General features: G+C 62.0%; 14 protein-coding genes. 10 read left to right on the plus strand and 4 right to left on the minus strand.

The genetic code is table 11. The annotated features are described in order from the left end of the window. Positions 1-20 precede the first annotated feature (20 nt). From CEC48_RS02795 to CEC48_RS02830, 8 genes are all read left to right on the plus strand, one after another. On the plus strand, positions 21-299 hold the full coding sequence (locus CEC48_RS02795) for a DUF2934 domain-containing protein (RefSeq protein WP_088422344.1): 279 nt from the start codon (positions 21-23) through the stop codon (positions 297-299). A 122-nt stretch (positions 300-421) separates the two neighbouring features. After that, positions 422-2,581, plus strand: a complete 2,160-nt coding sequence (gene glgX / locus CEC48_RS02800; protein ID WP_088422345.1) for a glycogen debranching protein GlgX — start codon at positions 422-424, stop codon at positions 2,579-2,581. Position 2,582: 1 nt separating this feature from the next. Then, positions 2,583-3,581, plus strand: a complete 999-nt coding sequence (locus tag CEC48_RS02805) for an acyl-CoA dehydrogenase family protein (RefSeq protein WP_088422346.1) — start codon at positions 2,583-2,585, stop codon at positions 3,579-3,581. Continuing rightward, positions 3,578-4,336 (plus strand): PIG-L deacetylase family protein, encoded by a 759-nt coding sequence (locus CEC48_RS02810; protein ID WP_088422347.1) that lies wholly within the window; start codon positions 3,578-3,580, stop codon positions 4,334-4,336. Before CEC48_RS02805 ends, CEC48_RS02810 begins: the two co-directional genes overlap by 4 nt. Further along, on the plus strand, positions 4,333-4,932 hold the full coding sequence (locus tag CEC48_RS02815; protein ID WP_088422348.1) for an SAM-dependent methyltransferase: 600 nt from the start codon (positions 4,333-4,335) through the stop codon (positions 4,930-4,932). The genes CEC48_RS02810 and CEC48_RS02815 overlap by 4 nt, the downstream gene beginning before the upstream one ends. Next, complete coding sequence (locus CEC48_RS02820) at positions 4,929-5,588, plus strand: glycosyltransferase family 2 protein (protein ID WP_088422349.1); 660 nt, start codon at positions 4,929-4,931, stop codon at positions 5,586-5,588. The genes CEC48_RS02815 and CEC48_RS02820 overlap by 4 nt, the downstream gene beginning before the upstream one ends. Before the next feature lie 188 nt (positions 5,589-5,776). Continuing rightward, entirely contained in the window at positions 5,777-6,538 is a 762-nt protein-coding gene (locus tag CEC48_RS02825) for a PIG-L deacetylase family protein (protein ID WP_088422350.1), read from the plus strand. A gap of 110 nt (positions 6,539-6,648) precedes the next feature. Then, on the plus strand, positions 6,649-9,123 hold the full coding sequence (locus tag CEC48_RS02830; RefSeq protein WP_088422351.1) for an autotransporter outer membrane beta-barrel domain-containing protein: 2,475 nt from the start codon (positions 6,649-6,651) through the stop codon (positions 9,121-9,123). A 112-nt stretch (positions 9,124-9,235) separates the two neighbouring features. Here CEC48_RS02830 and glgB read toward each other — a convergent pair whose 3' ends face one another. From glgB to CEC48_RS02850, 3 genes are all read right to left on the minus strand, one after another. Continuing rightward, complete coding sequence (gene glgB, locus CEC48_RS02840) at positions 9,236-11,470, minus strand: 1,4-alpha-glucan branching protein GlgB (RefSeq protein WP_088422353.1); 2,235 nt, start codon at positions 11,468-11,470, stop codon at positions 9,236-9,238. Continuing rightward, positions 11,467-14,814, minus strand: coding sequence for a maltose alpha-D-glucosyltransferase (treS, locus tag CEC48_RS02845; RefSeq protein ID WP_088422354.1), 3,348 nt, complete (start codon positions 14,812-14,814; stop codon positions 11,467-11,469). Before treS ends, glgB begins: the two co-directional genes overlap by 4 nt. Before the next feature lie 113 nt (positions 14,815-14,927). Next, positions 14,928-16,925, minus strand: coding sequence for an alpha-1,4-glucan--maltose-1-phosphate maltosyltransferase (locus CEC48_RS02850; RefSeq protein ID WP_088422355.1), 1,998 nt, complete (start codon positions 16,923-16,925; stop codon positions 14,928-14,930). Positions 16,926-17,130: 205 nt separating this feature from the next. Here CEC48_RS02850 and CEC48_RS31480 point away from each other — a divergent pair, with 205 nt between their 5' ends. Both CEC48_RS31480 and CEC48_RS02855 read left to right on the plus strand, forming a co-directional pair. Continuing rightward, a complete protein-coding gene (locus tag CEC48_RS31480) occupies positions 17,131-17,289 on the plus strand; it encodes a hypothetical protein (RefSeq protein WP_166742161.1) in 159 nt (52 codons plus the stop codon). A gap of 182 nt (positions 17,290-17,471) precedes the next feature. Next, entirely contained in the window at positions 17,472-18,032 is a 561-nt protein-coding gene (locus tag CEC48_RS02855) for a hypothetical protein (RefSeq protein ID WP_088422356.1), read from the plus strand. Here the strand turns inward: CEC48_RS02855 and CEC48_RS02860 are convergent. Then, positions 18,029-18,523: an MgtC/SapB family protein gene (locus CEC48_RS02860; protein ID WP_088422357.1), complete on the minus strand. Its 495-nt coding sequence runs from the start codon at positions 18,521-18,523 to the stop codon at positions 18,029-18,031. The two genes, CEC48_RS02855 and CEC48_RS02860, sit on opposite strands and share 4 nt — an antisense overlap. Between the last annotated feature and the right edge of the window lie 23 nt (positions 18,524-18,546).

Genomic DNA, 18,546 nt, shown 5'->3' on the forward strand with positions numbered 1-18,546 from the left:
TTTCTGTGAGGAGCATTGCGATGAGTACTGAAGACAAACGCATACGCGAATTAGCGCATCAGATCTGGGAGTCTGAAGGTAAACCCCACGGCGAAGACGCGCGACACTGGGAGATGGCGCGCAAACTGGCGGAAGCCGAAGCGCTGACGCCATCCAAAACGCCGAAGGCCCCCGCCAAGGCCAAGCCTAAAGCCAAGCCGGCAGCGTCTGCTGCGGCCAAGCCGCCAGCGCCTGCCAAGCCAGGCGCAGCGCCGGCGGCGAAGAAACCAGCCGCGGCGAAGAAGCCCAAGGCACCCTGACCCAAAGATCCTCCTGTGAGTGCACCCGCACCGCAGGAGGCCATCCAATCACCGATATTTACCTGGCTTTACGTCAGCAGGGCCCCGTTCGGCCTGGAAAAACTACTTGCAGGAGCATCTCAATGAGCAAACCCAACAAGCCCAAATCGACGCCGGAAAACGAGCCGTCGCGGATTCGTGAAGGTTTGCCCTTCCCCCTCGGCGCGACCTGGGATGGTCTGGGGGTCAACTTTGCGCTGTTCTCGGCCAACGCCACCAAAGTCGAACTGTGCATTTTCGACGACAGCGGCGAAGTCGAGCTGGAACGCATTGAACTGCCGGAATACACCGACGAGACCTTCCACGGCTACCTGCCCGACGCCCATCCAGGGCTGATTTACGGCTATCGCGTGTACGGTCCTTATGACCCCGCCAACGGTCATCGCTTTAACCACAACAAATTGCTGATCGACCCCTACGCCAAGCAGCTGGTGGGCGAACTCAAATGGTCCGAGGCGCTGTTCGGCTACACCATCGGGCACCCCGACGCCGACCTCAGCTTTGACGAACGCGACAGCGCGCCCTTCGTGCCCAAGTGCAAAGTCATCGACCCGGCCCACACCTGGGGCAACGACCAGCCGGTGCGCACGCCGTGGGATCGCACGATCATTTATGAAACCCACTTGCGCGGCATCACCATGCGCCACCCTTCGGTGCCTGAAGAAGTGCGCGGCACCTGCGCCGGGCTGATGGTGGACGATGTGCTCAAGCACATTCGCCAGTTGGGTGTGTCGTCGGTGGAGCTGCTGCCGGTACACGCCTTTGTCAACGACCAGCACCTGCTGCAAAAGGGCATGACCAACTACTGGGGCTACAACAGCATTGCCTTCTTCGCGCCAGACCCGCGCTACCTGGCCAGCGGCAAGATCGCCGAGTTCAAGGAGATGGTTGCGCACCTGCATGAAGCCAAGCTGGAAGTGATTCTGGACGTGGTCTACAACCACACCGCCGAAGGCAACGAGCAAGGCCCTACCCTGTCCATGCGCGGCATCGACAACGCCTCGTACTACCGGCTGATGCCGGATGACAAGCGCTTCTACATCAACGACTCCGGCACCGGCAACACGCTGGACCTGAGCCACCCTTGCGTACTGCAAATGGTCACTGACTCGTTGCGCTACTGGGCCACCGAGATGCACGTCGACGGTTTCCGCTTCGACCTGGCGACCATCCTCGGCCGCTACCGCGACGGGTTTGACGAGCGCCACAGCTTCCTCGTGGCCTGCCGCCAGGACCCGGTGCTGCGCCAGGTAAAAATGATTGCCGAGCCCTGGGACTGCGGCCCCGGTGGCTATCAGGTCGGCGGCTTCCCGCCGGGCTGGGTGGAATGGAACGACCGCTTCCGCGACACCGTGCGCTCGTTCTGGAAAGGCGACGACGGCCAGTTAGCGGATTTTGCCGGGCGCATGACTGCCTCGGGCGAGATGTTCAACCAACGTGGTCGCCGGCCGTACAGCTCGGTGAACTTCATCACCGCCCACGACGGTTTCACCCTGCACGACCTGGTGTCCTACAACGACAAGCACAACGAAGCCAACGACGAGAACAACCAGGACGGCAGCAACAACAACCTGTCGTGGAACCACGGTGTCGAAGGCCCCACCGACGACCCGGAAATCAACGCGCTGCGCCTGCGCCAGATGCGTAACTTCTTCGCCACCTTGCTGCTGGCCCAAGGCACTCCGATGCTGGTGGCCGGCGATGAATTCGCCCGTACTCAGCACGGCAATAACAACGCCTACTGCCAGGACAGCGAGATCGGCTGGATCAACTGGGAATTGGATGAAGATGGCAAGGCCCTGCTCAAGTTCGTCAAGCGCCTGATCAAGTTGCGCCTGGCCTACCCGATCCTGCGTCGCGGGCGCTTCCTGGTGGGCGACTACAACGAAGACATCGGCGTCAAGGACGTCACCTGGCTCGCGCCAAGCGGTGATGAAATGACCATCGAGCAATGGCAAGACGGCCACGGCCGCTGCCTGGGCATGCTGATGGATGGCCGCGCCCAGGAAACCGGGATTCGCCGCCCAGGGGCCGATGCCACGTTGTTGCTGGTGGTCAACGCACACCACGACATGGTCAATTTCCGCCTGCCGCCGGTGCCGGACGGTGGTTTCTGGACCTGCATGCTCGACACTAACCAACCGTCGGTGCGAGGCCAGGAGCGCTTCGATTTCGATCACGAATACGCCGTTACCGGGCGCTCGCTGTTGCTGTTTGAACTGCAGCATGAGGACGAGGTGTGAAATGGATTTGCACGACTTCCTGCAACAGACCCCAGGCTACCCGGACACGGCGGCACTGGGCCGGGCGCTGAGCACGCTGGTAGACAGCGGCCTGGATCAACTGCCCCGGCCCGGCAGCGGCGAGACCCTGCAACGGTTCAGCCGCCTGGCCCAAGTGGCGGGCCATGACTTGGGGCTGTGCAAGTTGTTCGAGGGGCATACCGATGCCCTGGCGATCCTCACTGAGTTGGGCAGCCCGCTGCCGCCGCTCGGCAGCACCTGGGGGATGTGGGCCGCCGAGCCGCCCACGGCCAAGGTGCGAGTGCGGCGCAACGGACAGCGCCTGGTACTGGAAGGCCGCAAGGCCTGGTGCTCCGGCGCGGCGGTGGTCAGCCATGGTTTGCTGACGGCCTGGGATGACGAGGATCGTCAACAGTTGGTGGCGGTGCAAATGGATCAGCCTGGCGTAACCGTCACCGATGATGGCTGGCGTGCGGTGGGCATGGCGGCGACGGGCAGCGTTGAGGTGTTGTTCGACCGGGCCACCGGGCTGGCCGTTGGCGGCCCGGGGGATTACCTGGAACGGCCCGGTTTCTGGCAAGGCGGGATCGGCATCGCCGCGTGCTGGTACGGCGCTGCGCAACGCCTGGCCGAAGCCCTGCGTGAGCACTGCGCACGCAGCAAGGAGCCCCATGCGCTGGCCCATTTGGGGGCCGTCGACAGCGCCCTGCACAGCGCCGCCTGCGTACTGCGCAACAGTGCCGTACAGATCGACAGGCACCCCAAGGCCAATGCCCAACTGCTGGCCCAACGAGCGCGGGCCTGTATCGAAGAGTCCGCCGACCAGGTGATACACCATGTCGGCCGCGCGCTGGGTGCCGGCCCTTATTGCAAGGACGCCCATTTCGCCCAACTGATGGCGGACTTGCCGGTGTACCTGCGTCAAAGCCATGCCGAGCGGGACCTGGGCGCCCTCGGCCAACAAATTGCTGAACAAACCACAGGGCAGTGGCAATTATGAAAACCAACCCTATCGTCGGCCAGGGCACGCCGTTGCACCTGTGGCAAACCTCGTCGCGACTGGCGGAGCTGGCGTGTGTCGACATCGCCGACCTGGTGCCCGAAGGCAGCCGCGCCGTCATCATCGCGCCCCACCCGGACGATGAAGTGCTGGGTTGCGGCGGCCTGTTGCAAGGTCTAGCCGCCCTTGACCGGCCCATGCTGCTGATCTCCGTTACCGATGGCAGCGCCAGCCACCCGGGCTCCCGCCGCTGGCCGGTGGAGCGCCTGAGCGTGGTGCGGCCACAAGAATCGGCGCAGGCGCTGCATCGGCTGGGGTTGCCGTTGCATAGCCTGAAATGGCTGCGGGCAGGTTTTCGTGACAGCCAGGTAGCGGCGGGCGAAGAGGACTTGAGTCAATTCATCGAACGCTATCTCAAGCCCGGCGACGTGGTCTTCACCACCTGGCGCGAAGACGGCCATTGCGACCATGAAGCCGTAGGCCGCGCCAGTGCCAAGGCGGCCCGGGCCGTGGGCGCGACCTTGCTGGAGCTGCCCGTGTGGACCTGGCACTGGGCAACCCCCGAAGACAGCCAGGTGCCTTGGCACCGTGCACGCAAAATTCTCCTTACGCCGCAAGCTGTGGCCCGTAAACGGCACGCTATCCACGCGTTCGCCAGCCAGCTGGAAGGCGATCCGCAGATCGGCCTGCCGCCGGTGCTCGCACCCTATGTGCTGGAGCGCCTGCTGCAACCGTTTGAAGTGGTGTTTGTATGAGCGTCACCACGCCCTATTTCGACCAATTGTTTGCCGGCAACGACGATCCCTGGGCCTTTCGCCAACGCTGGTACGAGCGGCGCAAACGGGCACTGACCCTCGCGTTGCTGACCCGACCACTCTACGCCTCGATCTTTGAACCCGGCTGCGCCAATGGCGAGCTGAGCTTTGAGCTGGCCGCACGCTGCGACCGCTTGTTGTGCTGTGACACCGCGCAGGCCGCCGTCAGCCTGGCGCAGGCTCGGCTCAGCTGTTTCAGCCACGCCAAGGTGCAGCAGAGACGCCTGCCGGAGCAGTGGCCCACCGAGACCTTCGAGCTGATTGTGCTGAGCGAGCTTTGCTACTACCTGGACCCGAGGGACTTCGATGGGCTGATCGATCACGCCCTCGCCTCCCTCACGGCTGACGGACAAATCCTCGCCTGCCATTGGCGCCCGCCCATCGAAGGCTGCCCGCAGACGGCCGAACAGGTGCACGCGCGCCTCGGTCAACGCCTGGGCATGCCCCATCTGGTGCAGCATCACGAAAGCGATTTTCTACTGGACCTGTGGAGCCTCGACGGCACCACAGTTGCGACCCTGGAGGGACTGCGATGATCGGCATCCTGATACCCGTGCACAACGAAGAAACACTGCTGCCCGACTGCCTGAAAGCCGCGATGGTCGCGGCCAGTCATCCGGGGTTGCAGGGTGAAGAGGTGCAGATTCTGGCAGTGCTCGACAGTTGCAGCGATCGCAGCGCCGTCATCGCCCGCGAATACCAGGTACACAGCCTGGAAGTGCAGGCGCGTAACGTGGGCCACGTGCGCGGCGTGGGTGCGCGGTACTTGCTCAACAACGGCGCCCGCTGGATTTCCTGCACCGACGCCGACAGCCGCGTCGCCCCGGATTGGCTGGTGGCGCAGTTGGCCTTGGGCGTGGATGCGGTGTGCGGCACGGTGACGGTGGATGCCTGGAGCGAAGGCTTCGACCCGGCGGCGCAAATTCGCTATCACCAGGCCTATGAGGCCCGGGACGGGCATCGGCATATCCATGGCGCCAACCTCGGCGTCAGCGCCGGGGCCTACGTGCGTGCCGGCGGCTTTGAGCCTTTGCCCTGCCATGAAGATGTGGAGCTGGTGCGCCAACTGGAGCGCTGCGGTGCTTCGATTGCCTGGAGTCACTCGCCCCAGGTGATCACCAGCGCCCGTCTGGATTGCCGGGCACAAGGCGGCTTTGGTGATTACCTGAAAAGCCTGATGCAGGCCTCCTGAAAAAATAGCGACATTGAACGGTGTGAAAGCAACGATTCGTAACTATCATCAGTACTCCTAGCACGGCAATCCAGGGTTGGAACGCCGTCGCGCCGCGAGCGTCGGTTGCATGACGCTCGTGTACCAACAAGAGCCGTCCCGTCAACGGGGTACGGCCTGCACCACCGATGAACAAGGACGTGACACCCATGAGACCTGCACCGTTAAATGACAACCGCCGGGGCCCCGCGCAAATCTGGAACAGCGCCCCGCAACTCGCGCAAATTCCTGCTATCAATCCTGCAACCCTGGTGCCCGAAGGCGCCCGAGTGGTGGTGATCGCCCCACACCCTGGCGACGAAGTGATCGCCTGTGGCGGCCTGCTGCAATTGCTCAGCACCCGTGAATACGCCCTGCAACTGATCTCCATCACCGACGGCAGCGCCAGTCATCCGGGCTCTACCGTGTGGCCGGCCAAACGCCTGAGCGTGGTGCGCCCCCAGGAAAGTGTCGAGGCCCTGCGCCGCCTGGGTGTGCCCTTGCACAGCCTGAAATGGATTCGCGGCGGCTTTGCCGACAACGCCCTGGCGGCGCGGGAACAGCAAATGAGCCAGTTCATTGCCCGCTACCTGCAACCCGGCGACGTGGTCTTCACCACTTGGCGCAACGACGGTAACAACGACCATGACGCCGTAGGCCGCGCCGCCGCCAAAGCCTGCGCGCTCAAAGGCGTGCACCTGCACGAGCTGCCGATTTGGGCGTGGCACTGGCCCGTTCGCGAGACGGCCGCCATCCCCTGGCAGCGTGCACGCAAAGTACGGCTCGACACCTGGAGCGTCGCCCGCAAGCTGCATGCCGCCCATGCCTATGCCAGCCAATTGGCAGGTGACCCGGAAATCGGCCTGGCGCCGATACTGGCGCAGGTGCTGCTGGAGCGCATGCGTGAGCCCTATGAGATTGTGTTTTTGTAGCCCCGGCTACCCTCGTCTATACCTGTTATTTCTCACAGTAGCGGCGCTGCCTATGCAGCGCTAACGTGATAGCCCGCGCTTGCCCCTCAGGCGTCCAGCGAGGGCGAATCATGACCCCACGGCTTGCAACCCTGATGCACTTGGGAATCTTCTCTTCAGCCTTGCTGGCGGGATGGCCGCTGGCTGCTTTCGCCGATTGCGTCCTGACGCCCACCACCGGCGATGACACATTCACCTGCAGCAGCGGCACCAGCGCGGGGGTTGTCGACACGGCAGGCAACAACACACTGCTGTTCCCCCCTTCCGGCACTGGCGTGATCAATGGCGACGTGACGTTCGGGCCGGGCCGTGACCTCATCACCATGAACTCAGGCACCCTCGATGGTTCGGTGAACATGGGCGACGGTGCCAATATCTTCCAGCTCTTCGGCGGCACGATAACCGGCAGCGTCATCCAGGGCACTGGCAACGGTATTGTGCAAATCAGCCAGGGCAGCGCCGGGGCCGTCATCCAGGGGTTGGGCAACAATAATTTTTCCATGAGCGGCGGCACCATTGCGTCCGTGACCCAAGGCGATGGAAACAACGAGGCGAACCTGAGCACCGGCCGGATCATCGGCGACATGACCGCCGGGGATGGCAACAACACCGTCACCGTTTCCAATGGCGCCATTGGCGGCAAGATCAGTGTTGGCAATGGCGACAACCAGATTCTGATCAAGGGCGGCGATATCGCCGAGGGCGTCTTTACCGGAAACGGCAACAACGTGTTCACCTGGAACACTGCCGGGCTGATTCACGGCCCGATCGTGACCGGCAGCGGCACCGACCGGGCGTTCCTCTACAACCTGACTGAAACCACCTTGTCGTCCACGCCTCTGCTGGATGGCGGCCTGGACAACGACTCGCTGACGTTCGACAACACGAAATCCGCCACGCCGCAGCGTTACGTCGACTGGGAAACTGTCACCCTCAACAATGGCTCGGTGTTTACCCTGGGCAGCGGCACATTCACCCTTGGCGACGCCGGTACTCACACCGGGACGATGGACATCAACGTCGGCACGTTAGTGGTCACCCAAGGCAGCATCAGCCCCTTTACCACCGGCCAGCTCACCACCGTGAACAATGGCGGGCTGATCGACATGACCAGCGCGAGCAGCACCGCCACCGATAGCCTGACCATCAACGGCAACTACACCGGCAACAATGGCCGGCTGGCGTTGCAAAGCGTGCTTGGCGGCGACGGTTCTCCCAGCGACAAACTGATTGTCAGCCAGGGCAGCATTCAGGGTACGACAGGCATCAGCATCACCAACCTGGGTGGCCCCGGTGGCCAGACCGTGCAGAACGGTATCCAGGTGGTGCAGGCCATCAATGGCGCCACCGGCAGTGACCTGGCTTTTTCCCTGCCAAACGGTTCGGTCTCCGCCGGGGCCTTCGAGTACTACCTGTACAAGGGCGGCGTCACACCCGGCACCGCGCAAAACTGGTACTTGCGCTCGTCAGTTGAGGCCCCACCGCTGCCCAATCCACAAGACCCTGGCGGCCCTGTAGGCATTTTCCCACCTGTCCCTGCCGACGGTACACCGGGAACGCCAGGGATTTTCCCGGGGGAGGAACCCATTCCGATTTACCGCCCGGAAGTGGCGGACTATTCGGTGTTGTTCCCCGCCGTGCAGCAACTGGTCCAGGGCATGATGAGCACGTATCACGAGCGCATGGGTGACCAAGGCCCGCCACAACAGAGCGGCGCGATACCTGCGGGATGGGCCAGGGTGTTTGGCAGCAGCACGCGCCAGTCCTTTTCCGGCACCGTCAGCCCAAGCCTGGACAGCTCGCTGTCGGGCTTCCAGGTGGGCACCGACCTTTATGCCTGGACCTCGGACAATGGCCTGACGCAGCGTGTGGGGTTCTTTGTCGGCCACAGCCGCTTGACCGGCAACGTGGCAGGGTTTTCCGGTGGTTTCCAGAACACCGACACGGGCGACATCACCTTGCGCGCCGACAGCCTGGGCACCTACTGGACCCTGATCGGCGCCAACCGCGCGTACCTGGACCTGGTGCTGATGGGCACCCGGTTCGATGGCCACGACGAATCCAGCCGGGGCGTCAAACTGCAAACCAGAGGGCACAACGTGGCGGGTTCGGCAGAGGTTGGCATGCCCTTCGCGGTTTCCGAGCATTGGGAGGTGGAGCCGCAGGCCCAGGTGATCCTTGATCGTACCTGGCTGGACAGTCAGAACGACGGCATCGCGGATATCTCGTTCAACGCCGACACTCATGTCACCACTCGCGTCGGGGTTCGTTTGCGCGGCGACTACAAGGTCAGCGGGATGCCGATGCAACCTTACCTGCGGGCCAATGTGTGGCATGCCGGGGCCGGGAGCAACACCGTTACGTTCAATGAATCGACGGCTATCAATACCGAACAGCAATCCACCACGATGGACGTCAGCGCCGGGGCGACGCTGCAGGTTTCGAATACCGTGAGGGTGTATGGCGAGGTGGGGTACAACCAGAATCTGGACAGTAACCAGCTCAATGGGCGGGAAGGCACGATTGGCCTAAAGGTCGACTTCTAACCTGTAGGAGCGAGCTTGCTCGCGAAGGTCGTCAACGATAACGCGCCAAATCTGAATAAACGCGGTGTCTTGACGTTTTTCGCGAGCAAGCTCGCTCCTACAAGGGCGGCGGTCAGCCTTCGGGTCGCAGGATCAACACACCCAACGGCGGCAGGTTCAACGACAGCGACAAGGGCTGCCCATGCTTGGGCTCCTCCTCGGTAAACGCTCCACCTCCGTTGCCGAAGTTGGACCCGGCATAGGTATCAGCGTCGCTGTTGATCACCTCGCTCCAACGCCCGGCAAACGGCACGCCGACCTTGTAGGCTTCCCTCGGCACAGGGGTAAAGTTGGCCACCACCAGCACCGGCCGACCGTCCTTGCTCCAGCGCAGCCAGGCATAGACGCTGTTGATCGCATCATCCCCAATCAGCCACTGGAAGCCCTGTGGCGCGTCGTCCTGGTCGTGCAGCGCAGGCTCTTCGCGGTACAGGCGGTTGAGGTCGCCCACCAGCTTCTGCACGCCCCGGTGTTCCGGGTATTGCAGCAGGTACCAGTCCAGTTGCTGGTCGTGGTTCCACTCGCGCCATTGGCCGAATTCGCAACCCATGAACAGCAGTTTCTTGCCCGGGTGCATCCACATGAAGCTCAGGTAGGCCCGCAGGTTGGCAAATTTCTGCCAGCGGTCACCGGGCATCTTGTCGATCAGCGAGTGTTTGCCGTGCACCACTTCATCGTGGGAAATCGGCAGGATAAAGCGCTCGGACCAGGCATACACCAGGCCAAAACTCAGCTCGTTGTGATGATGAGCGCGGTACACCGGGTCTTGCTGAATGTAGTGCAGCGAATCGTGCATCCAGCCCATGTTCCACTTGTAGTTGAAACCCAGGCCGCCCTGTTGGGTCGGCTGGCTCACGCCCGGCCAGGCGGTGGATTCCTCGGCGATCACCAGGGCGCCGGGGGCTTCCAGGGCCACCACGTCGTTGAGGTGACGCAGGAAGTCGATGGCTTCAAGGTTTTCACGCCCGCCGTGGCGGTTCGGCACCCACTCACCGGCCTTGCGCGAATAGTCGCGATAGAGCATCGACGCCACGGCATCCACCCGCAGGCCGTCGATATGGAAATGCTTGAGCCAGTGCAACGCCGAGGCCAGCATAAAGCCGTGGACTTCGGTGCGCCCGAGGTTGTAGATCAGGGTGTCCCAATCCTGGTGGAAGCCTTCCAGCGGGTTGGCGTATTCGTACAATGCAGTGCCGTCGAATTGCGCCAGGCCGTGGGTGTCAGTGGGGAAGTGCGCCGGTACCCAATCGAGGATCACGCCGATATCAGCCTGGTGACAGGCGTTGACGAAAAACGCGAAATCGTCCGGCGAACCGAAGCGCGCCGTCGGGGCAAATTGCGAGAGCGCCTGATAGCCCCACGAGCCGCCAAACGGGTGCTCCATGATCGGCATCAGTTCGATGTGAGTGAAGCCCAGTTGCTGCACGTACGGGATCAACCGCTCGGCCATTTCACGCCAACCGTACTGGCGCGACACTTCGCCGACTTCGTCCAACTCGCACTGCCAGGAGCCGGCATGCAGCTCGTAGATCGACAAGGGTGCGCTGGGCTTTTGCCGCTCGCCGCGCGACTGCATCCAGTCGTGGTCCTGCCAGTCAACCTGCAACGGCGAGGCGACTTTGGAGGCGGTATCCGGCGGCATCTGCGTGGCCAGGGCCATCGGGTCAGCCTTGAGCGGCAGAATGCCGTGGGCACCGAGTATTTCGTATTTGTAGGCGGCGCCCGGTTGCAGGCGCGGGATGAAAATTTCCCAGACCCCGGACGGATGACGCAGGCGCATCGGATGACGGCGCCCGTCCCATATATTGAAGTCGCCTACCACCGACACCCGGCGGGCATTCGGTGCCCACACGGCAAAGCGCACACCCTGAATGCCGTCGACGCTGGTTACTTGTGCGCCCAGGCAACTGCTCAAGTCGCGGTGATTGCCTTCGGCGAACAAGTACAAATCCATCTCGCCCAGCAGCAACTGGCTGAAGCTGTAAGGGTCTTCGGTGATCTGTTCGCCACCGGCCCACTGGATCTTCAGCAGATACGCCTGGCGGCTGCCGAAATGCCCGACAAACAAGCCAGGCACCTGGGTCGCATCGAGGCTGCCGATGGGCTCGCCACTGTCCTTGGCCAGCACCTGGACACTCAAGGCTTCAGGCAGGAAAGCCCGAATGAATTGGCCGCCCTGCTCGTCATCATGGGGCCCGAGGATCGAGAACGGATCATGGTGTTCGGCCCTTACCAGGGCTTCGATATCAGCAGGCTTGGGCATCACACTCAACTTTTCCTGCAGCGGTTCTTTGCTTGTAAAACTCATGACGTCTCCCCACCGCGTGCAGTTTTGGATATTGGTTTCAACCCGCTGAGCAGCCCGTGCAAACCTTGCAACGGCACCGGCAACCAGCTCGGGCGATTTTCTGCTTCGTAGGCCACTTCGTACGCGGCCTTCTCCAGGCTGAACAATGCCAGCGCTGCGTCCTGGCCTTTGGCATCCTGCCAGTCATGGCCCAGTGTAGTCGTGGCTGCGTGATAGGCCTGGATAAATGCCTGTTTGGCCTCATGCAAGTAGCGATCCGCGACCCGCTGGCGTGACGCATTGGCTTCAGGCGACTGGTCAACGCCCTGCACATTCACCGCCATGGCCGCCGCGTAATCAAACGATCGCAGCACCCCGCTCACATCCTTGTACGGGCTGCTTTTGCCGCGACGTTCATGCAGCGGCCGCGCGGGTTCGCCCTCGAAGTCGATCAAGTAGGCATCGCCCTTGACCACCAATACCTGGCCCAGGTGCAGGTCGCCATGCACGCGAATGCGCAACCCGCCCACCGTGGCTTTCGCCAGGTCCTGAACATGAGTGGCGATGGCTTTTTTCTGATCCAGTAAAGCACTGACCAACGCCTGATCGGCAGGGTTCAACTGGGTTTGATGCTGTTTAAGCAACTGCAACGCACGATCGATTTGTGCGCCCACTTGCTTGGCCCAGCCCTGGCTGTCCTTGACGGAGGTAGCCTCAGGCTTAAACGCTTTGTTGGTGGTCGGTGCCGCCAGCACCAGGTGCATCTCACCCAGGCGCTGGCCGAACAAACCGGCGAAATCCGCCAGTTCGCCGAGGGCGTTGTAGTGCTGTTCCTGCTCGGACATGGCTTCGGCGAGTTCGTCGCGAATCGCCCGCTCCAGGTTGTTCTGGGTCCAGCCCCAGGCATCGCCCTGGTTGCTCAGGTAACCCTGGGCGATCATCAACAGGTTGTCCTGGCCGTCGGTGTCGTGGCGGATCACCGAGCCCAGCAGCGGTGAAATATGTTCGTAGCCGGCTTCTGTCAGGTAGGCGCCCATTTCAAGTTCCGGGTGAACCCCGGCGCTGACCTTACGGATCAGCTTGAGTACGAGGCTGCCGCCCACCACCACCGAACTGTTGGACTGTTCGGCGGCGAGGTAGCGCACTTGCGATTCATCGTTCAACTCCAGCCTGGCCAACTGCGCCGTCGGCTCGAAGCGAATATCGCCATCGGTAGAGCTGAGCACGGTGTTGGCCTGCAAGCCGTGGATCACTGCGCGGATATACGTATCGAGGCTGAAGGCGTCAGTCACCAGGCCGACCTGACGCACTCGCCGCACACGGGCCAGCGCCAGTTGTTGCGGCAAGGCGCTGGTGAACTGGTCTTCGCCGAGGAAGCCAAACGGCAGTTGATAGCGGCTGACCTGCCCGGCGCTGGTGACTTCAATCTCACTGAGCAACACCGGGTGCTGCGGGTCGCCAAAGCGTACGCCGTAGGCGATGTGCACGCTGTCGATCGCCGTGTCCTTGCTGGCAAACCAGCGGCGCTTGGGCAGCCACGCCGGCAAGGCGTTCTGTTCCAGGGTGGTGCGGCACGGGGCTTCGAGCAGTTCTTCCAGGCGCTTTTTAAGCACCAGGGTGGTGAAGTCCGGGATGCTTTGCGCCGGTTCCACGTGCCAGCTTGGCATCTGGTTTTCCGCCGCGAGCACAAACCAATAGAAGCCATACGGCGCCAGGGTCAGCAGGAAATTCAGCTGGCCAATCGGCGGGAATGCATTGCCGCCGAGCATTTCCACCGGAACCATGCCGGCAAACGCCGAGAGGTCCAGCTCTGCCGCCTGGGCGCTGCGGGACACGTTGGCCACGCACAGGATGATTTCAGTCTTGCCGTCGGCGCCCGCGTATTCGCGGGTATACGCCAGGATTCGGCGGTTGGTGGGCGAGAGCATTTTCAGGCTGCCGCGACCAAAGGCCTTGGACTGTTTACGCACCGCCAACATGCGCCGGGTCCAATTCAGCAGCGAGTGCGGGTCTTGGGTCTGGGTTTCGACGTTGACCGACTGGTAGCCGTACTGCGGGTCCATGATCGGCGGCAGCACCAGGCTGGCCGGGTCGGCGCGGGAGAAGCCGCCGTTGCGGTCGATGGACCATTGCATCGGCGTGCGCACGCCGTCGCGGTCGCCGAGGTAGATGTTGTCGCCCATGCCGATTTCATCGCCGTAGTACAGGGTCGGCGTGCCGGGCATCGACAGCAGCAGGCTGTTGAGCAGTTCGATGCGCCGGCGATCACGCTCCATTAACGGCGCGAGGCGGCGACGAATGCCGAGGTTGATCCGCGCGCGCCGGTCGGCGGCGTAGTAATTCCAGAGGTAGTCGCGCTCTTTGTCGGTGACCATTTCCAGGGTCAGTTCATCGTGGTTGCGCAGGAAGATCGCCCATTGGCAATTGGCCGGAATTTCCGGGGTCTGGCGCAGGATGTCAGTGATCGGAAAACGGTCTTCCTGGGCCAGCGCCATGTACATGCGCGGCATCAGCGGGAAGTGGAACGCCATGTGGCACTCGTCGCCGTCATCGCCTTTCTTGTCACCGAAGTACAGCTGGGTGTCTTCCGGCCATTGGTTGGCTTCGGCCAGCAGCATGCGGTCCGGGTAGTTGGCGTCGATCTCGGCGCGGATCTGCTTGAGCACGTCGTGGGTTTCGGGGAGGTTTTCGTTGTTGGTGCCGTCGCGTTCGATCAGGTACGGGATGGCGTCCAGGCGCAGGCCGTCGATGCCCATGTCGAGCCAGTAGCGCATCACCGACAGCACGGCTTTCATGACCTGCGGGTTGTCGAAGTTGAGGTCTGGCTGGTGGGAATAGAAACGGTGCCAGAAGTATTGGCCGGCGACCGGGTCCCAGGTCCAGTTGGACTTTTCGGTGTCGAGAAAAATGATGCGGGTGCCGTCGTATTTCTGGTCGTCATCGGACCATACGTAAAAGTCCCGCGCTGCCGAGCCGGGTTTGGCCTTGCGGGCGCGCTGGAACCACGGGTGCTGGTCGGAGGTGTGATTGATGACCAGTTCGGTGATTACCCGCAGCCCGCGTTTGTGGGCTTCGGCGATAAAGCGCTTGGCGTCGGCCAGGGTCCCGTAGTCGCTGTGCACGCCACGGTATTCGGCGATGTCGTAGCCGTCATCACGGCGTGGCGAGGGGTAGAACGGCAGCAGCCAGATGGTGTTCACACCGAGGTCGGCGATGTAGTCGAGCTTGGCGATCAGCCCGGGAAAGTCACCGATGCCGTCGTTGTTGGAGTCGAAATAAGATTTGACGTGAACCTGATAAATCACCGCGTCCTTGTACCAGAGCGGGTCTTTGATAAAGGTGGCAGCCTTGGGTTTCTTCGCCATTGGAAACTCCTGGGAATTCTGAAAAATCTGCCTGAAGGAACTCGGTCAATGTGGGAGCGGGCTTGCTCGCTCCCACATTTGATCTCCAGTGGTTTGGAGATCGGTGCTCGGCTTCAGGAAACGGTAATGCGCCAGATACCAAACGGCTGATGCCACGGCTCGATTCGCATCCACTGGGTCTTGCCGTACCAGGTCCAGCGGTGGCCGGTCATCAGGTCTTCACCTTGGGTCTGGGCATCGTCCGGCAGGCCCATCTCCCACAGCGGCAACTCGAAGTTCGCCTCCTGTGCATTGAACGGGTCGAGACTCACGGCCACCAGAATGAAGTTGCTGCCATCCTCGCTGCGCTTGCCGAAGTACAGGATGTTGTCGTTCCACGCGTTGTAGAGCGTTAAGCCCAGGTGCGTCTGCAAGGCCGGGTTTTGCCGGCGGATGCGGTTGAGCTGGGCGATCTCGGCAATGATGTTGCCCGGCGCCGTAAAGTCGCGTGGGCGGATCTCGTACTTCTCCGAGTCCAGGTACTCTTCCTTGCCCGGCACCGGCGCCGCTTCGCACAGCTCAAAGCCGGAATACATGCCCCACAGGCCCGAGCCCATGGTGGCCAGTGCGGCCCGGATCAAGAAGCCGGCCCGACCGGATTCATGCAGGAAGCCCGGGTTGATGTCTGGCGTGTTGACGAAGAAATTGGGCCTGAAGCATTCGCGCAACGGTGACTCATTCAACTCGCTCAGGTACTCACTCAACTCGGCCTTGGTGTTGCGCCAGGTGAAGTAGGTGTAGCTCTGGGAGTAACCGACCTTGCCCAAACGCGCCATCATCGCCGGGGTGGTGAAGGCTTCGGCGAGGAAGATCACTTCGGGGTATTTGGAGCGCACGTCGCTGATCAGCCATTGCCAGAACGGCAGCGGCTTGGTGTGGGGGTTGTCGACGCGAAAGGTCTTCACGCCCTCTTCCACCCAGCCGACCACAATGTCGCGCAACTCGACCCACAGGCTGGGAATGGCATCCGCCGCGTAGAAGTCGACGTTGACGATGTCCTGGTATTTTTTCGGCGGGTTCTCGGCGTATTTGATCGAGCCGTCGGGCCGCCAGTTGAACCAGCCCGGATGCTGCTTGAGCCACGGGTGGTCCTGGGAGCACTGGATGGCGAAATCCAGGGCGATTTCCAGGCCATGCTCGGCGGCGGCCTTGACCAGGTTGCGGAAGTCTTCACGGCTGCCCAGTTGCGAATGGATAGCCTCGTGGCCACCCTCTTCGCTGCCGATGGCATACGGGCTGCCCGGGTCGTCGGGCCCGGCGGTCAGGGAGTTGTTCTTGCCCTTGCGATGGCTGCGGCCGATCGGATGGATCGGCGGAAAATACAGCACGTCAAAACCCATGTCATGGATCATCGACAGCCGTGAGTGCACATCGTTAAAGGTGCCATGGCGCGCAGGATCGTCGGTGATCGAGCGGGGAAACAGCTCGTACCAGCTGGCAAACTGCGCAGCCTCACGCTCCACATCAATCGGGAATACGGGGCTGATGCTCAAATAGGCGCGGTGGTCGGCCTGGGTCATCAGGTGTGCACTGTCTTCGTGCAGAAACAGCGCGACCTGCTCGGTTTCCAGCAGGCCGGAGAGCTCGTGGTGCAGCAGCATCAGGCGGTCGCGCAGTTCGTTGTCGCTGCGCTCGGCGGCTTGGAGCACCTGGCTGCGACCTTCCTGCAATTCCAGGCTGACCGGCACGCCGGCCTCGTGTTTCTTGCTCAATTCGTAACGGAAGCTGGCGAACGTGTCGATCCAGGCCTCGATGCAATACTCATGCGGGCCCTGGACGGCCACGGTGAACGCGCCTTCCCAGCCGTTGTTGCCGACATCGGTCATCACCACGCTGTGCCAGCTTTCTTCGCTCAGCGGGCGCCAGCGGATCATCACCGCGAGCTTGTCGTGGCCGTCGGCGAATACCTTGCTGGCGACCTGGACGCGCTGGCCCACCACAGCCTTGACCGCAAACTCGCCGCCATCGATCACCGGGGTGGTGCTTTCAATCGCAATCCGTGGCAGCAACAGTGCCTGGGACAGCGGTAACGTGGAGGTTAAATCGTCTTGTGTCAGTGTTTCAGCAGTCATCGAGCATCTCCCCTTAACGCCCAGTGGACGCTCTTGTGCCTGATCCAAATTCTGAAACGACGCCGCTCTCCCTGAGCAGGGCCGTATAGGTTCCGAGCATGCCGGCGGGTGAAAAGTTCAGGTGGATATGCCGCCATCGGGCGGGGAATCAAATCCACCGGACGATTGTCCACCGGTAGAGCAAAGCACAAAGGAGGCCACACCGATGAATATCCCGATCCCGGCTGAAACCCCGGACCCGAACATTGACAAGCCCACCCTGCCGCCCACCGAGCCGGACCCGGTTCCCGAGCAGGAACCGCCTGGCACCCAGCCACCACCGGTGGAAGAACCACCAACGACGATGCCACCGGTGATTGTCTGAATCGAAGGTTACAGTTACGGTTTTGACGATCCTGAACCGACCGTCAAAACCGAAACCTCCTACCGGCAACAGAGATGGCTCTTAGATCCAACGCCTACACGAACCTTGAGACTTGACTCGCGCGAACGCAAACCCTCGTCCCTGGGAGGTAGCGTTTATTCCATATCCCGCGAGGAAACATCATGTCGACGATCAATAGCCAACGGAGTGCGTACAACCCATTCCTGCAAAATGAACAGCCCCCGAACGGAGCGCGGGTAGGACAAAGCCTTACCGATCTGAAAGCACTGCTGACCCAGGACAATATTGACCGGTTGTTGCGCAATCCCGACGCTGCAGAAACCACCAAGACCCTGGGCAAGATCCGTGATTTATTGACCCCGGAGAATCTCAACGCCCTGCTGCGCGGCCCCGATGCCAAGGCGAACGCCAAAACCCTCATGGATCTAGGCACGCAGTTGGGCGAAAACACCATCAACCCCAGGCTGAACGCTGCCACGGGCGAGTTGGCCAAAGCCGTAAGGGAGGAGAATGAGAACAGAAGAAACGACCTGCTTTATCAGATCGCCACTGCCGACCCAGACAACGACACGGCTATGTGGGACGCAATATCAAACTGGCAGCAATCCATAAGTAAATTCCAGAAGCGTGGCCAGCAATGCAAGGCGACGGCTAACACCTTCACAGAGATCGGCTCCCGCTTGAGCAAGAGCAACATCAATGTAAGGCTGGGTTCCAGCTAATCCTTTTCCAGCAGCCTGACGATCCTGGGCATCACACTGAACACCATCAACGCCAGCACCGTACTCAACACCGCCGTCGATTCACGCCCCATCCCCGCCGCCACGCCAATGGCGGCGGTCATCCAAAGGCCGGCGGCGGTGGTCAGGCCCTTGACGTGCTGACCCTCTTCGTCTTCCTTGCCCTTGAGGATGGTACCGGCGCCGAGAAAACCGATGCCCGCAATCACGCCTTGCAACACCCGGCTCATGGCGTCGGCCTGGGAGCCCGACAAACTCGGCACCAGCACAAACAACGCGGCGCCCATGGCCACCAACATATGGGTACGCACCCCGGCCGCCTTGCCTTTCTGCTCGCGCTCATAGCCCAGGATCCCGCCGAGTATCGCGGCAATCAGCAACCGCACGGTGATTTGCGTCAGCTGCCGGGCATCGCCGATGTCCGCAAATTCCGCTTGCAGGGTTTCCCATACTTCATGCCACCAGGCGTCCATGGACGTGTCCTTTTCATGGGTCG

The sequence above is a fragment of the Pseudomonas sp. K2I15 genome, from assembly GCF_002204795.1.
GTDB lineage: Bacteria > Pseudomonadota > Gammaproteobacteria > Pseudomonadales > Pseudomonadaceae > Aquipseudomonas.

Coding starts and splice junctions, on each gene's coding strand:
- CEC48_RS02795 (WP_088422344.1), top strand. CDS start 21: ATGAGTACTGAAGACAAACGCATACGCGAATTAGCGCATCAGATCTGG.
- glgX (WP_088422345.1), top strand. CDS start 422: ATGAGCAAACCCAACAAGCCCAAATCGACGCCGGAAAACGAGCCGTCG.
- CEC48_RS02805 (WP_088422346.1), top strand. CDS start 2,583: ATGGATTTGCACGACTTCCTGCAACAGACCCCAGGCTACCCGGACACG.
- CEC48_RS02810 (WP_088422347.1), top strand. CDS start 3,578: ATGAAAACCAACCCTATCGTCGGCCAGGGCACGCCGTTGCACCTGTGG.
- CEC48_RS02815 (WP_088422348.1), top strand. CDS start 4,333: ATGAGCGTCACCACGCCCTATTTCGACCAATTGTTTGCCGGCAACGAC.
- CEC48_RS02820 (WP_088422349.1), top strand. CDS start 4,929: ATGATCGGCATCCTGATACCCGTGCACAACGAAGAAACACTGCTGCCC.
- CEC48_RS02825 (WP_088422350.1), top strand. CDS start 5,777: ATGAGACCTGCACCGTTAAATGACAACCGCCGGGGCCCCGCGCAAATC.
- CEC48_RS02830 (WP_088422351.1), top strand. CDS start 6,649: ATGACCCCACGGCTTGCAACCCTGATGCACTTGGGAATCTTCTCTTCA.
- glgB (WP_088422353.1), bottom strand. CDS start 11,470: ATGAGTTTTACAAGCAAAGAACCGCTGCAGGAAAAGTTGAGTGTGATG.
- treS (WP_088422354.1), bottom strand. CDS start 14,814: ATGGCGAAGAAACCCAAGGCTGCCACCTTTATCAAAGACCCGCTCTGG.
- CEC48_RS02850 (WP_088422355.1), bottom strand. CDS start 16,925: ATGACTGCTGAAACACTGACACAAGACGATTTAACCTCCACGTTACCG.
- CEC48_RS31480 (WP_166742161.1), top strand. CDS start 17,131: ATGAATATCCCGATCCCGGCTGAAACCCCGGACCCGAACATTGACAAG.
- CEC48_RS02855 (WP_088422356.1), top strand. CDS start 17,472: ATGTCGACGATCAATAGCCAACGGAGTGCGTACAACCCATTCCTGCAA.
- CEC48_RS02860 (WP_088422357.1), bottom strand. CDS start 18,523: ATGGACGCCTGGTGGCATGAAGTATGGGAAACCCTGCAAGCGGAATTT.